A 13,982-nucleotide genomic window follows, 5' to 3' on the forward strand; every position below is an offset into this window, starting at 1 on the left:
GGATAAAAACATGGAATTTTAAAATTTACTGACTCTATGGGTTCGTCGCAGCGGTTTTAATAAAGCTTATACTAGAACCCATGTTTTTTTTATCTGAGATAACTTTTTTCGGACACGTCAAATTTCACAATTTAAAAGAATCTCTGCACAACATTCAGGTGCTGTTTTTTCATCTAACCCCAGTTCCTTTTTGCTACGTGCCATTTGTCGTTTTTCTGAAAAAAATGCTGTAAGACTGTTGGAAAAATATTTTTCTGGAAGATAAGGTTTACCAAAGTGGGTATAAGATGGCTTTCCTTCCAATACTCCCTGATTTAATAATGCACCAGGTACTGCCTGAGCCACGCGATCAGCTGCTGCGGCTGCCTCATTACCACTAACATTTGCTCTTATGAAAACATGTTCAAAATCTGGATTAGTAACAGTTAATTCAGGTTCTTTAAGTTTTGCAAATAAACTATCTGTTACAATGATTTTAAATTGACTCTTGCATGTATCCTGATGTTTTTTATAAATCTTGAGAATTTCAATTAAATAGGCATCAAGATTTTCAATGCCGGGATGAAGACCAAGACGAACTACCATATTAGGGTGTTTGGGAAGTACGGTAAGTAAACTATTTAAAAAAGTACTATCGATTGCAACAGGCTGAGTGGTACTGCTTACAAAAGCAAATGAGTTTCCTTCAGCGATCTGTAAGGTTTTTCGAGTCTTATCGGACTTCTCCAGTTCTGCCTTCAAGCGATTTGCAAGTTCTTCATCATTTATTGCAGGTTTTATAGAAAACGCATTGTCTATACTCAGGTGACCAATAATATGTAGTTTACTTTTATCTTTAATTTCAAAGTCAGTTATAGCCTGCTCCAAGGGCAAAGCCCAGTGTATGTTTGGCTTATTTTTTAAAGCAGGTAAATAGCTCCATAAGTCATGGGTCTCTGGCTTATACATAAACTCATAAGCCATAAGTATAGGAATATCCTCTAATGTGGCCGCGATTTGAAAAGGAACTTTACTGTTGGCTGATGGGACACCACAATATACCTGATCAACCTTCTCCTTTTGCACGTATTTTACTAAATTATTGAGTTGATCCTCACTGCAGGAACCTGCTGGGAAGGAATTATTTTCGGTGTTAAGTAATTCGGGCAATGATATTTTAGTGGATATTAACTTTGAATTAAAATCAGCCACACGATCTCGGGCTGTTTTAGTTAATGAAATAAGTAAAACCTCTTGCTTACCTTGAGATTCTAACACTCTAATCGTATTTAATGCTAAATCAGTATCCCCAACACTACTAATAAAAAAAGCAAGCTTCATAAAATATATAGACTCCATAATTATGACAATAAAAAGGCAACTATATCAAAAAGATGATTGAAAGTCTTATTATGAACAAAACAAGAATATTAAAGAATTGTCACTCAATCTTTCTTTAAAAAGCCAAGAGCTTTCGCAATTTTTTTGTTTAAAAAACGTTTAGGTAATAACATTGGTAATATCCAATCTGAAAAGAGATTAGGAACCAAAACATAACTTGTTTTAGGCTGTGGATTCGATAAAATCTTATATACAAGGTTACCCATTTTGTTTGCGGGTAAAGCAGATTGTTCCACTTTATGATAAATATAGTTTTTAAATTTAAGCAGTGGTTTTGCATAAATCGATTGGCCTAGTTTATCCTCACTGACTTTATCTTCATTTTTGTGCCAAATCGAAGTATTAATCATTCCCGGTCTAATGAGTACTACGTCAATACCATAAGTCATCAATTCAATGCGTAAGGTATCTGAAAATGCTTCTACCCCATATTTTGAAATGGAATAAGGACCAAAAAAAGGTCTACAGATTTTACCGGATATAGATCCAATGTTGACGATTTTTCCAGAATCTCCTTTTAGAGTTTTCTCCGCACCGAGCAAAGAGATAAAAGCTTGGGTAACCTGGATTTGCCCTATAACGTTCACTTCTAATTGATGGCGAAACTCATCAAGCGGTGTTTCTATCAAAGGACCAACAACAGCAACTCCAGCGTTATTAATTAATCCCCAAAGTTTTTCGCCTTGTAATTGCTCACGTACTTCGTGCACTGCCTTCTTAACTGCATTTTCATCAGTTATATCAAATATAAGTGGGACAAAAAGTGTACCCAGCTCGTTCTTGATCCGTAATGCATCTTTTTCATTGCGTACACTTCCAAAAACTTTAATATTATGGGTAACTAACTCTTGAGCTATTGCATATCCAATTCCAGACGAAACACCAGTAACTACAACAGATCGCATGTTCAACTCCTTTGCTTGCTTTAATCACAACTAGATGATTAGTTGAGTAGACTTGAGTTTTTTACTTTTATCAAATAAATATCTGTATGTTGTAAGTACTCTATTTTTATGCATCAAACCAGTTTTTTCCATCTGCTCATGCATCTTGGGATTAAACCCACCAGCCCATTTCATTTCATACTCAGTATACTGAGGTTTTGATGATTTAAATATTTTCTCAAATAACTTGAGGCTTAAGTAAACAGTAATACCTGTTTTTTGAAATTCAGGAATAATGGCATGTATTAAACCAATTACTTTATTACAGGGCTTGAAATACTTCAAACATAAAAGTTTTGCGACTTGCAAAACACCAAACTTCCCATTTAAGTACCTAATTGATTGATTAAAATCAGGAATAGAAAACAATGCAGCTATAGGTCGCTCGCGATGATAGGCTAATAAAATTAATTGATTATCCCAAAAAAGAAACATTTTTTTTAACGTATCAAAGACTAGCTCGGACTTAAGCTGTTTGTTAAAATCAAGATCGAGCTTATCTGCATAAAACACTTCTTTAAAATCACACGAAAAATTCCCGAAGTTATTTTTATCAACATGTTGAATAGAAAATTCCGGGTTATTTTCATACTTGGAATGAATCTTATACCAGATTGGTTTTAAAGATGCATCTAAAGCAAGGTTATAACACAGTTGATGATAAAACTCTTGAAATCCATAGGCTTCAAACAATTCCTGGTAATAGGGCAAATTATAATTCATAAGGTACGGTGGATTTTGAAAGCCTTCGACAAGCAATCCCCACCATCTATCTTGTTCGCCAAAATTTATCGGTCCATCCATTGCTTCAATTCCTTGTAATTGAAGCCAGTCTTTTGCCGCGTCAAAAAGAATTTTTGCGGCCTGATGATCGTAAATGCAGTCAAAAAAACCTATCCCACCTACAGGGAAATTATCGGCAATAATTTGATATCGTAAGTTAATAAAAGCTGCAATTCGACCAACAAGCTCACCCTGCATATCACGTAATATCCACCGTTGTATCCACCCATGTTGAAATGTTTTGTTCCGTTGTGGATCAAATACATCATTAATGTCTTTATTCAAAGGACGGATATAATCAGAATTATTTTTATTTATCTTCACATTAACTTGAATAAAATCCTTGGCATCTTTGGGAGTTTGGACAACAACTAATTTAAATTGACCCATAATTATCTCCCTTTAAAAATAAGGATGTATATTTAGTTCTTATGATCGAAATAAAAGGAGAAATCTTATGAGTAAAGAAAGTACGTCCGCTGAATATTAATTTACAGTTTTTTTTTGCTGCAAAAAATATAAGTTGAATATAAACTTTATTAACAGAATGCGGGTGCTCTGTGAATATAGTCTTCATCACATGTCACATGCCCAAACATTTCATATATGATGAGTATAGTTGATTTTTATAAGTTTGTTACTTAAGGAAAATTAGAGGACTGCACGACAAATCGAGCCCTAGTAGATATTTCTTTAGGGACTGTTTACAATCCGCTAGCTTGAGTCAAAATAGCTTGATGTTTGAGCAACGAAGCGCAGCATACACGAAATATGTGAGCATCGTTTGCACAGAACATCAAGCTATTTTGGCCAAGATAGTAGAATTGTAAACAGTCCCTATTCATGTTCAGGGTGCACAACAAAGATACCCGGTGCATTCCTCAGGTATTCGTTGTAATCCATTCCATAACCAAAAATATAGTGATCTTCTACTTGCAAGCCTACAAAATCAGCATTTTGCAAACCATTTACAACACGCTTGGTATATTTATCAACCAAAACAGCACTGTATACTTGCTCTGCTCCAAGGTTTTTTATTTCATCAATAATTGCTGCCAATGTAACGCCACCATCAAGAATATCATCAACCACAAGAACTGTTCTTCCCTTTAAATTTGCTGAAGGCTTCACTTTCCAAACGATATTTCCGCCTTTAGTCTCGCCTCGATAACGGGTCGCATGTACGTAGTCTACTTCTAATGGAAAGTCCAAACGTGGTAATAAATTACCTAAAAGAACTAACCCCCCTACCATAACGCAAATTAGCACTGGATTTTGATCTTGCAATTCTTTGTGTATATTTATCGCCATTCGATCAAGTGCGGCTTCAACTTCATTCGTAGTGAACAAGCAAGTTGACTTCTCGTAAACTTCTTTAATTTTATCTGGAATTGTCATTATATGGATCCTCGAGCAAAGGTGGGTTATAAGGGAACATTCATTAATCTTTTATTTTTCCTGTACCGGGAAAAGGGCTAACTTTACTTCCATAGCCTGGATTATCCTTAACTTTAGCTGTTCCTTGTTGTGTAACTTCATCAATACGATAAATTGAATGCATGGGAATAAATGTCCGCTTTACACCATTAAATTCAATTTTTAGTCGCTCTTCAGAAGGGTCAACAACCAATGCAGTTTGTTCACCAAACACCAGTTCTTCAACTTCGAGAAACCCAAATATATCACTTTCTTTAACAGATCGTGCATAAATCTCATAAATTGCTTCTTGATTAGCGAAAGTGATTCTGAATATTGTTTTCTTATTCATAAAATTAACCTGTTCTCATGACAAAGCGAAGTATACAAAAATATGTGGACTCTATTCAAATTAAATTAACATGAGATAAATGATTGCAGTTCGCTTTTCATGTGACAACTGCTAATCTTTAAACTATTAGAGTTCTTATTGAGGAAAGGTATCATGACACAAAATAAACAAGACCAAAAACCCATTCAATTAAGTGAGATGATTTTTTTCCAAAATCTGGTTCCAGGCAAACAACAATCTCCTTTAATAGATCATTATCGTTCAGAAGTCCTTAATAAAGAAGAGGATGGGCAAATGAAGCAGCGGCGAGAAGCATTACTCATGGAATTCCCACCTGTTCTTTCTTTTCGCGATGAACAACAAAAAAAGGAATTTTACGATGAAGAGGCCAAATGCAGAAAACAATTTTGCTGTGGCGGATTAAACCCATTGAGTGCTGCATTTATAAGTGAAATTGGTTTTTCCCCTAAAGATGACTATGTGTTTTCTCCTGGCAATGGCCAATTTTATGAAGGGAGCCAAAAAACAATAGGCAATACAATAAAAGGTGATATTAGTCGAGAGCCTTTTGGCAGTGCAAGTCAAGAAGAATTAATGGAGGGTTTAAAAACATTCGATGATACTGTTGCTCAAAGAACTCAATCGTCTACTACCTTTGAACCCGAGTCGCCTACATTAGCAGAAATAAAAAGCCCAAATCCATTTGATATAACAAATAAACCCAAGGATTAGTAAACATATTATTTAACTTTATCTGATTGACGCAAATTATGAGACTGGGGCGAAAAAATAACTGGCTGCAATGGAGCCTGATAATCTTTTATCGGTTCTTCAGCAGGATTAAATTGCAAATTAGGTTCTATAACTTGATACTTTTGGGCAATATAACAATAAAACCCTGAAGGGAAAGGCCAAAGCATCTTGCCTATTTCGTCAAGAAAAGTAAATTTTTTTATCAGTGATGGACTATTGACTGGCGGTATATAACAAAAATTACTGATTGAATACTGTCTATAGCCTCTTTGTAAAAAAATTCGATTTAAGTTAAACGGCGTACGCATTTTAACATTTTGATCGCTATAACAATGTAATAATCCAACTTTGATAGCACCGCCCCAAAGACTCCAGGGATTAATACTTAATAAAATGACAAAACCCATAGGATTAAGAACTCTATCGATTTCATCGATCAAACTAAAGCTATTAGCGAAAGGCTCCAAGGTAAGTGGTGCAATAATACAATCAACACTGTTGCGGTCCAGAGGAAGTTGATTTAAAGCACATTCAATTTGGACTTTATTAGCCAATGAAAAAGGCGAAGCAACCCATTTATGGGTATAATTGAATTTTTTTAACCAGATATTGTCCCCACAGTTTCCCAATTGCAGTAATGTTTCTCCATGTGAATAATCACTTTCAGACTCAAGATTAACTAAAAATTCATGGGCAGCAAAAAGGCCTAGGGGTGATTGAAACCATTTATTCAGGGCGCGATATTGTTTTAATTGTCGTTCAATAAACAAAATAATGCCTTTTAAAATAGTGGATCCTGAATTAAACTACAATACAACGAGTTTCTCATACATACAATCCATTTTCCTGTTTTTGACTTTAAATATCTTGATAAGGTTATGTTGAATAAAGGATATTTGACGATTGTTTTGACATTGTTTTCGTCCAACCTGCACAATATATACATTACAATGTTGAATGAGACACGTGATTTTATTCAATGGATTAACTATAGTTAATATTATTACGAGCTGATCGAGACCTATGTTAGGAACGGATGAAATAAAATTACATGGAATAGGACAGCTGTTTGTTCTTGAAAAGTTGTTAGATCGGCCACAAGCTGTCGAATTCTGCAAGCAAGCTGCTGCAGATAAAATCTCTTTAGTTCAATATCTTGTAAAAAATAATATTTTATCAGCGACACAAATTGCACTTGCGGCATCCCGTAATTTTGGCGTTCCCATACTTGATCTTGACTGCATTGAAGTCGATTCGATCCCTATTAATTTGGTTAATGAGAAGTTAATTCGTCGTCATTCAATGGTTCCCCTATTTTACCGAGGCAATAATTTATACTTAGCAACAGAAGATCCTAGTAAGCAGGCTTCTTTAAAAGAGATCCAATTTCACACTGGACTCAATACGCATGCAATTGTCACAGAGGCTGATAAACTCAGTGCACTCATTGACCATTTACTCTCAGTACAAGAAACCCAGGGCTTATCGGAGTTTGTTGGCGGTGACACTGATGAATTTGACGGGCTTATTATTAATGAGGAAGAAGAACACGATACCAATATTGCAACTTCGCTCACAGAAGATGCCCCTATTGTAAAATTCGTTAATAAAATACTTCTCGACGCCATAAAACAAGGAGCATCCGACATACATTTTGAACCTTATGAAAAAGAATATCGGATACGCTATCGACAGGATGGTATTTTACACGAAATTGCAACGCCTCCCGGAAGTTTGGCTACACGAATTACTGCACGGATAAAAATTATGTCTAACTTGGACATTTCAGAAAGGCGAATACCTCAGGATGGCGGTTTTAAAATGAAAATATCCAAAACCAGATCCATCGATTTTCGCGTAAGCACCTGTCCTACTACCTCAGGTGAGAAAGTTGTTATGCGTATCCTAGATCCTGGCTCAGCAAAACTTGGTATTGAGGCTTTAGGCTTTAGTCCTGTTCAAAAAGAACAGTTTATCCATGCGATTGAACGTCCTCAAGGAATGATTCTAGTGACAGGCCCCACAGGTAGTGGTAAAACCGTAAGCTTATATACTGCATTAAACATACTCAATACTAAAGAAGTAAATATCTCCACAGCGGAAGACCCAGTCGAAATTAAAGTGCCTGGGATCAATCAGGTTAATATCAATCCCAAAGCAGGATTAACTTTTTCTAATGCGTTACGATCTTTTTTACGCCAAGACCCTGACATCATCATGGTGGGTGAGATACGGGATTTGGAAACTGCTGAAATAGCAGTTAAAGCGGCGCAAACGGGACACTTGGTACTTTCAACATTGCACACAAACAGCGCTGCAGAAACACTCAACCGATTAGTCAATATGGGCGTTGCAACTTTTAATGTAGCCAGTTCTGTAACGCTTATAATTGCCCAACGTTTGGCTCGAAAATTATGTGAGCATTGTAAAGTATTAAGAGATGACTTCAATAAAATGAGTTTGTTGGAATTAGGTTTTACAGAAGCAGATTTAGAAGGGATTAAATTATACAAGGCCGGAGGCTGTGCTAAATGCACCAATGGATACCGCGGTAGAATAGGTTTATTTGAAGTATTACCTATGACCAAAACACTTGGCCAAATAATCATGTCTGGAGGGAACTCTTTGGACATATTAAAAGTTGCTCAAGAAGAGGGCATGATTACCATTTATCAATCCGGACTTGAGAAGGTAAAACAAGGTATTACAACCATAGAGGAAGTCAATCGGGTAACCGTTGATTAACGAAGCAAAAAATGAAAAAAAATGCCAACACCACCTTAACGTTTCATTACACAGGTGTTAATAAAGCTGCCCAAAAAATAAATGGCGATATCGACGCCAGAAGTCTTGCATTAGCTAAAGTAGAATTACGAAGACAGGGAATTATCGTGAGCAAAATTGCTAAAAAACGTGCCCCTCTCTTCAATTTAAAAAGCAAAAAAATAAAGTCAGGTGATATTACGGTATTTAGTCGCCAATTAGCTACCATGATCGAATCTGGCATACCTCTAGTGCAATCCTTTGATATTGTTGCAAAAGGACAATCAAATAAACGACTTAAAGAACTCATTGAAACTATTAAATGTGATGTTGAAACAGGGTTAACCCTCTCCGAAGCATTGATGAAACATCCAGCTCATTTTAACGAATTATTTTGCAATTTGGTGGAGGCCGGAGAAAAGTCAGGTTCCCTTGATATCATGCTCGATAAAGTCGCTACTTATAAAGAAAAAATAGAAACAATTAAAAAGAAAATTAAAAAGGCTTTAACTTATCCTATGGCCGTTATGGTTGTCGCACTCATTGTTACAACTGGCTTACTTATTTTTGTCGTCCCCCAATTTGAATCATTATTTAAAGGTTTTGGTGCAGATTTACCGGCCATGACCCAAGCAGTAGTAAATATGTCCAAATTTTTTCAATCCTATTGGTACTTAATTTTTGGCGCATTAGGCGGTGGTATTTTTGCTTTTATTTATGCCAAGAAACACTCCCCTCAATTCGCACAAAATATTGATAGAACTTTATTAAAACTACCTGTGATTGGGTCTATCATTGAGAAAGCTTCAATCGCGCGTTTTTCAAGAACGCTTTCAATTACTTTTGCTGCAGGGTTACCTTTGGTTGAGGCACTCAAATCTGTAGCTGGGGCTACAGGAAATATTATTTTTTCTAAGGCTACCGACCAAATTAGAGAAGAGGTTTCCACAGGTCAACAAATGAATAAAGCCATGGAAAACACACAACTATTTCCTAATATGGTGATTCAGATGGTTGCCATTGGAGAGGAATCAGGTGCTTTAGAAAAAATGTTAAGTAAGGTTGCTGATTTTTTTGAAGAAGATGTAGATAATGCTGTCGATTCACTGAGTAGTTTATTAGAACCTGTTATTATGGTTGTTTTAGGTGTCTTGGTAGGTGGACTTGTTGTTGCAATGTACTTACCCATCTTCAAACTGGGATCTGCAATATAAGAAACCTAAATTAGGCTCTAATTATTTTGTAGCCTGGGTGCAGCGCAGCGGAACCCGGGAAATTTATATTGGAAAAAACCGGGTTCCGCTGCGCTGCACCCAGGCTACATTTTATGTGGGATCATTGAATGATATATGACCTAATCAACAATCATACTTGGTTTATGTATTGTGTAGTTGGCTTGTTTTCCCTGGCTGTGGGTAGTTTGCTTAATGTAATTATTTACCGCTTACCCATCATGCTAGAAAGAGAATGGAAGCAGCAATATAATGAACTGGCGGGAATCAAAGAAGAACAACAACCGATAAATTTATTTTTTCCAAGGTCATTTTGCCCTTCATGCAAAACAATGGTTAAGGCCTGGCAAAATATTCCCATTTTAAGTTATTTATTTTTACGAGGCCGCTGTTACCAATGTAAAAGTCCTATTTCCATTCGCTACCCTTTAATCGAATTAGGCACCATGCTTCTTTCTCTCTACGCAAGCTGGCATTTTGGTTTTACGTTACAACTCATTTTTGTGTTGATTGCGATTTGGATCTTAATTTGTTTAATTTTCATTGACTTAGATCATCAGATTTTACCAGACAGCCTTACTTTGAGCTTGTTATGGATAGGACTTATTGCGAATACTGAAAGCCTATTCGCGCCCCTACCCCAAGCTGTACTGAGTGCAGCGGGAGCTTATATAGGCTTGTGGGTATTTATAAAAATATTTTATTTATGTACTGGTAAAATAGGTATGGGCAATGGCGACTTTAAATTGTTTGCTGCATTTGGAGCCTGGTTTGGTTGGATATTTTTGCCGTTAATTCTGCTTCTTTCCTCGATTAGTGGTACAATTATTGGCTTATTGTATTTACATTTACAAAATAAATCCAAAGATACCACGATTCCTTTTGGTCCTTTTTTATGTATTAGTGGTTTAATTTCTTTATTTTGGGGCCATAGTATCGTGAATTGGTATTTACATCTTTGGATGTAATATGAATAACAGGATTCATAAATGCCTTATCAAGTTATTTTATTTGACTTAGACGATACGCTCATCGATTTTGCATACTCCCAACGAATAGGATTAAAAAATATTTATGATAAATACTATTCATCCGTTGAATATTCCACTTTCGAGCATCTTTATAAAGAAATTAATACTCATTTATGGAATCAAGTGGGCGCAAAAACAAATGCGCTCAAACCAAGCGAAGTAAGAGTATTGCGATTTATGCAATTAAATCAAAAAATCCATAGTTCTGCTTCTGCAGAAGAGGTGGCAGAAGAATACGATATAAGCCTTTGCGAGCATGCTCATTGGATACCGCATGTGAAAACCGCCGTTGAGTTTTTACATCAAAAAGGACATATTTTAGGTATTATTACCAATGGCTTCGTTGAGGTGCAGGGGCAAAAACAAAAACGCCTCCAATTAAAACATTGGTTTGACTGTTATATTGTTTCTGACGAGGTAGGAGTAGCAAAACCCAATGTTGAAATTTTTAATATTGCCCTGCAAAAAATTACGAATAAATACAAACAATCAATCAGCAAACATTCAATATTAATGGTAGGTGATTCAATTATAAATGATGGCTACGGAGCAAGAGATTTTGGGATTGATTATTGCTTCATTAATAATCAATCAGTAGATAATATGCATTTAGAGACCCCCATTAAATACAACATCCGTTCTGTAGCCCACTTACCTGCATGCATAGGATATGAAACAGAATATCTGCAATTTTTAAAATCATATATGGCTGAGGAAGTAAGCGTATAGCGGTATACTTAAACGCTTTTGCTCAGATTATACAATATTTAAAAATTTAAAGACCATGGAACAACTGAATATAGAACAAATAAGAAAAGAAACTCCTGGCTGTAAGCATGTTGTGCATTTCAATAATGCAGGTGCAGCACTATCTCCCCTACCTGTAACTCAAGCAATAAAAAATCATCTTGATTTAGAAGCTGCAATTGGGGGGTATGAAGCAGCACAGCAAGCAGCAAATGAAATACAACAATTTTATGATAGAGCCGCTCAACTAATTCATTGTCATCCTAAAGAAATTGCCTTTCTTGAAAATGCGACTAGGGCCTGGGATATGGCTTTTTACAGTTTTAGATTTAATCCCGGAGATAAAATACTTACTTGTGTTTCAGAATACGCGAGTAACTATTTAGCCTTTTTACATCAAGCAAAACATACTGGTGTTACGATTGAAGTAATTCAAAATGACTTATCAGGTCAATTGGATCTCGAGGATCTAAAAAGAAAAATAGATAAGCGAGTTAAATTAATTGCTATAACCCATATACCGACTCAGGGTGGTTTAATTAATCCTGCAGTAGAAGTTGGCAAAATAGCCAATACACACAATATTCCCTACCTTCTTGATACAACACAATCCATTGGGCAGCTACCGATTGATGTACAAGAAATAGGCTGTGATTTTCTTTGTGCAACTGGCCGTAAATTTTTACGCGGACCAAGAGGTACTGGCTTTTTATATGCAAGTAAAAGAATTATAGAACACTGTGATCCCCCTTTTATTGATTTACACTCTGCTCAATGGATTAGTGATCATGAGTATGCGATACGCCCTGGTGCGGTTCGATTTGAAACATGGGAGCAAAATATTGCGGCAAAAATTGGACTTGGGACAGCAATTAAATATGCTTTAAAACTTGGTTTGCCTCTAATTTGGCAACGAATCAGTCAATTGGCAGCGGTACTACGCCAAAATTTACGTACCATTAAGTCCATAAAATTGCACGATCTGGGGACTCAACAATGTGGTATTGTTACGTTTACTTCATCAGAAAAAAATCCTCAAGAAATCCAACAGTATTTAACCAGCAGGCGGATTAATGTTTCAATTTCATTACAAGAATATGCGCGACTTGATATGGTTAAACGAAATTTACCCTCCTTGGTGCGTGCTTCAATTCATTATTACAATACCGAAACGGAAATCGATACTTTTTGCTCAGAGCTCCGCAAATTTTTAGGTTAAATATTTATATCAGCATTTACAATGTAAACACATTTGGAAGAAAATAAAATTATCTTGACTACTCAAGCTAAGGGATTGATATGGATATTAATTTAACAGTATTTGCTGCTCCGATATTTCTAATTTTAATCGGTATTGAGTGGTTTTTTACCTATTATAAGCAGTCACAAGCTTATCAATTCAATGATTCCATAAATAATTTCAGCACCGGTATCTTCGAGGAAATTGCGACCCTGCCAGTAAGAGGACTAATTATTTTCACGTATTATTATTTATATGAACACTTTGCTTTTTTCTCTATTAACCCCCATTTTATTAGTTCCTGGATTATACTTTGGCTCAGCGTAGATTTTTGTTACTACTGGTACCATCGAGCAAGTCATCGGTGTATTTTCTTTTGGATAGGACATTCTGTTCATCATCAAAGTGAGTGTTTTAATTTATCAGTTGCCTTAAGGCAAGGCTATTGGCAAACCCTAACATCCTGGATTTTTTATCTACCCCTAGCCTTAATTGGTTTTCCTACCTGGATGTTTGTAATCATCGCTTCGTGCAATACCATTTATCAATTTTGGATTCACACTGAATCAATCAACAAAATGGGATGGTTTGAAAAACTATTTAACACCCCTTCACATCATAGAGTGCATCATGGCAAAAACCCACAATATATAGACAAAAACTATGCCGGAAGCTTAATTATTTGGGATAAACTTTTTGGTACCTTCGAACCAGAAAATGCTCCTGCTGAGTATGGCGTTACTGAACCTTTAGATTCATGGAATCCTTTTTATGCAAATATTAAGGTCATTAAGGATGTATTGTATTATGGAAAAAACCTGAAAAATAAGCGGGATCTCATCCGTGCTTTTTTTATGCCCCCGGAATGGATAATTTATCAAGTACAGCAGGAAAATCAAAATATCCCCAAAAGAATTGTTCCGCAGAAAAATTGCAAATCTCCTAAATTATACATGCTATTAAACACCGCACTAGCAATCGTCTTATATGCCTATCTTTCATTTGTATTTACACTGAACTCACTGAATTCCTGGCTTATTGGTGCATTCATATTATTTACCCTTTTTATTCTTGGGGCGGTCGCTAATGGAAAGCAAAAAATTCTAATCCCAGAAACAATACGTGTTTTTTTAATTCTATTTATTTCGATTACATTAAATATTCATCTGTTTTTTTCTTTAGGTGTAACGATATTGTTTTTACTGATTAATTTGAGCTTGTTCTATTTTGAATTCCTCAAAAGTCAGCCATATACCACTTCTATTTCAGCGTAAAATGAGGACTAACGCTGTCGGGCCAACCGAATGCTCTTTTTTTATACTATACTAAAAACAGTTAATA

Annotated in this window: 14 protein-coding genes; 7 read left to right on the plus strand and 7 right to left on the minus strand. The window is 35.8% G+C overall.

Annotated features, from left to right (window positions below):
* Nucleotides 1-117 precede the first annotated feature (117 nt).
* The 6 genes from Lstg_RS10675 to Lstg_RS10695 all read right to left on the minus strand — a co-directional run bounded on the left by Lstg_RS10675 (nucleotide 118) and on the right by Lstg_RS10695 (nucleotide 4,875).
* Nucleotides 118-1,320 (minus strand): hypothetical protein, encoded by a 1,203-nt coding sequence (locus Lstg_RS10675; protein ID WP_058477645.1) that lies wholly within the window; start codon nucleotides 1,318-1,320, stop codon nucleotides 118-120.
* Nucleotides 1,321-1,424: 104 nt separating this feature from the next.
* Complete coding sequence (locus tag Lstg_RS10680) at nucleotides 1,425-2,285, minus strand: SDR family NAD(P)-dependent oxidoreductase (RefSeq protein WP_058477646.1); 861 nt, start codon at nucleotides 2,283-2,285, stop codon at nucleotides 1,425-1,427.
* Nucleotides 2,286-2,315: 30 nt separating this feature from the next.
* Nucleotides 2,316-3,497 (minus strand): hypothetical protein, encoded by a 1,182-nt coding sequence (locus Lstg_RS10685; protein ID WP_058477647.1) that lies wholly within the window; start codon nucleotides 3,495-3,497, stop codon nucleotides 2,316-2,318.
* Entirely contained in the window at nucleotides 3,484-3,684 is a 201-nt protein-coding gene (locus Lstg_RS18180; protein WP_415583209.1) for a DUF6356 family protein, read from the minus strand. The genes Lstg_RS10685 and Lstg_RS18180 overlap by 14 nt, the downstream gene beginning before the upstream one ends.
* 260 nt (nucleotides 3,685-3,944) lie before the next feature.
* Complete coding sequence (locus tag Lstg_RS10690; RefSeq protein ID WP_058477648.1) at nucleotides 3,945-4,505, minus strand: hypoxanthine-guanine phosphoribosyltransferase; 561 nt, start codon at nucleotides 4,503-4,505, stop codon at nucleotides 3,945-3,947.
* A 43-nt stretch (nucleotides 4,506-4,548) separates the two neighbouring features.
* Complete coding sequence (locus Lstg_RS10695; protein WP_058477649.1) at nucleotides 4,549-4,875, minus strand: DUF1820 family protein; 327 nt, start codon at nucleotides 4,873-4,875, stop codon at nucleotides 4,549-4,551.
* Between the two features lie 153 nt (nucleotides 4,876-5,028).
* Here Lstg_RS10695 and Lstg_RS10700 point away from each other — a divergent pair, with 153 nt between their 5' ends.
* Nucleotides 5,029-5,607 (plus strand): hypothetical protein, encoded by a 579-nt coding sequence (locus Lstg_RS10700; protein ID WP_058477650.1) that lies wholly within the window; start codon nucleotides 5,029-5,031, stop codon nucleotides 5,605-5,607.
* Between the two features lie 8 nt (nucleotides 5,608-5,615).
* Here Lstg_RS10700 and Lstg_RS10705 read toward each other — a convergent pair whose 3' ends face one another.
* On the minus strand, nucleotides 5,616-6,398 hold the full coding sequence (locus Lstg_RS10705) for a methyltransferase domain-containing protein (protein ID WP_058477651.1): 783 nt from the start codon (nucleotides 6,396-6,398) through the stop codon (nucleotides 5,616-5,618).
* Nucleotides 6,399-6,651: 253 nt separating this feature from the next.
* Between Lstg_RS10705 and pilB the strand changes: the two genes are divergently transcribed.
* The 6 genes from pilB to Lstg_RS10735 all read left to right on the plus strand — a co-directional run bounded on the left by pilB (nucleotide 6,652) and on the right by Lstg_RS10735 (nucleotide 13,915).
* Complete coding sequence (gene pilB, locus Lstg_RS10710) at nucleotides 6,652-8,373, plus strand: type IV-A pilus assembly ATPase PilB (RefSeq protein ID WP_058477652.1); 1,722 nt, start codon at nucleotides 6,652-6,654, stop codon at nucleotides 8,371-8,373.
* A gap of 11 nt (nucleotides 8,374-8,384) precedes the next feature.
* Entirely contained in the window at nucleotides 8,385-9,605 is a 1,221-nt protein-coding gene (locus tag Lstg_RS10715; RefSeq protein WP_058477653.1) for a type II secretion system F family protein, read from the plus strand.
* A 128-nt stretch (nucleotides 9,606-9,733) separates the two neighbouring features.
* Nucleotides 9,734-10,591 (plus strand): prepilin peptidase, encoded by an 858-nt coding sequence (locus tag Lstg_RS10720; RefSeq protein WP_058477654.1) that lies wholly within the window; start codon nucleotides 9,734-9,736, stop codon nucleotides 10,589-10,591.
* Between the two features lie 21 nt (nucleotides 10,592-10,612).
* Nucleotides 10,613-11,383, plus strand: a complete 771-nt coding sequence (locus Lstg_RS10725; RefSeq protein WP_058477655.1) for an HAD family hydrolase — start codon at nucleotides 10,613-10,615, stop codon at nucleotides 11,381-11,383.
* Between the two features lie 55 nt (nucleotides 11,384-11,438).
* Entirely contained in the window at nucleotides 11,439-12,620 is a 1,182-nt protein-coding gene (locus Lstg_RS10730) for an aminotransferase class V-fold PLP-dependent enzyme (protein WP_058477656.1), read from the plus strand.
* An 80-nt stretch (nucleotides 12,621-12,700) separates the two neighbouring features.
* Complete coding sequence (locus tag Lstg_RS10735; protein ID WP_058477657.1) at nucleotides 12,701-13,915, plus strand: sterol desaturase family protein; 1,215 nt, start codon at nucleotides 12,701-12,703, stop codon at nucleotides 13,913-13,915.
* Nucleotides 13,916-13,982 lie beyond the last annotated feature (67 nt).

Source organism: Legionella steigerwaltii (genome assembly GCF_001468065.1).
In the GTDB taxonomy this organism is placed as follows: Bacteria; Pseudomonadota; Gammaproteobacteria; order Legionellales; family Legionellaceae; genus Legionella; species Legionella steigerwaltii.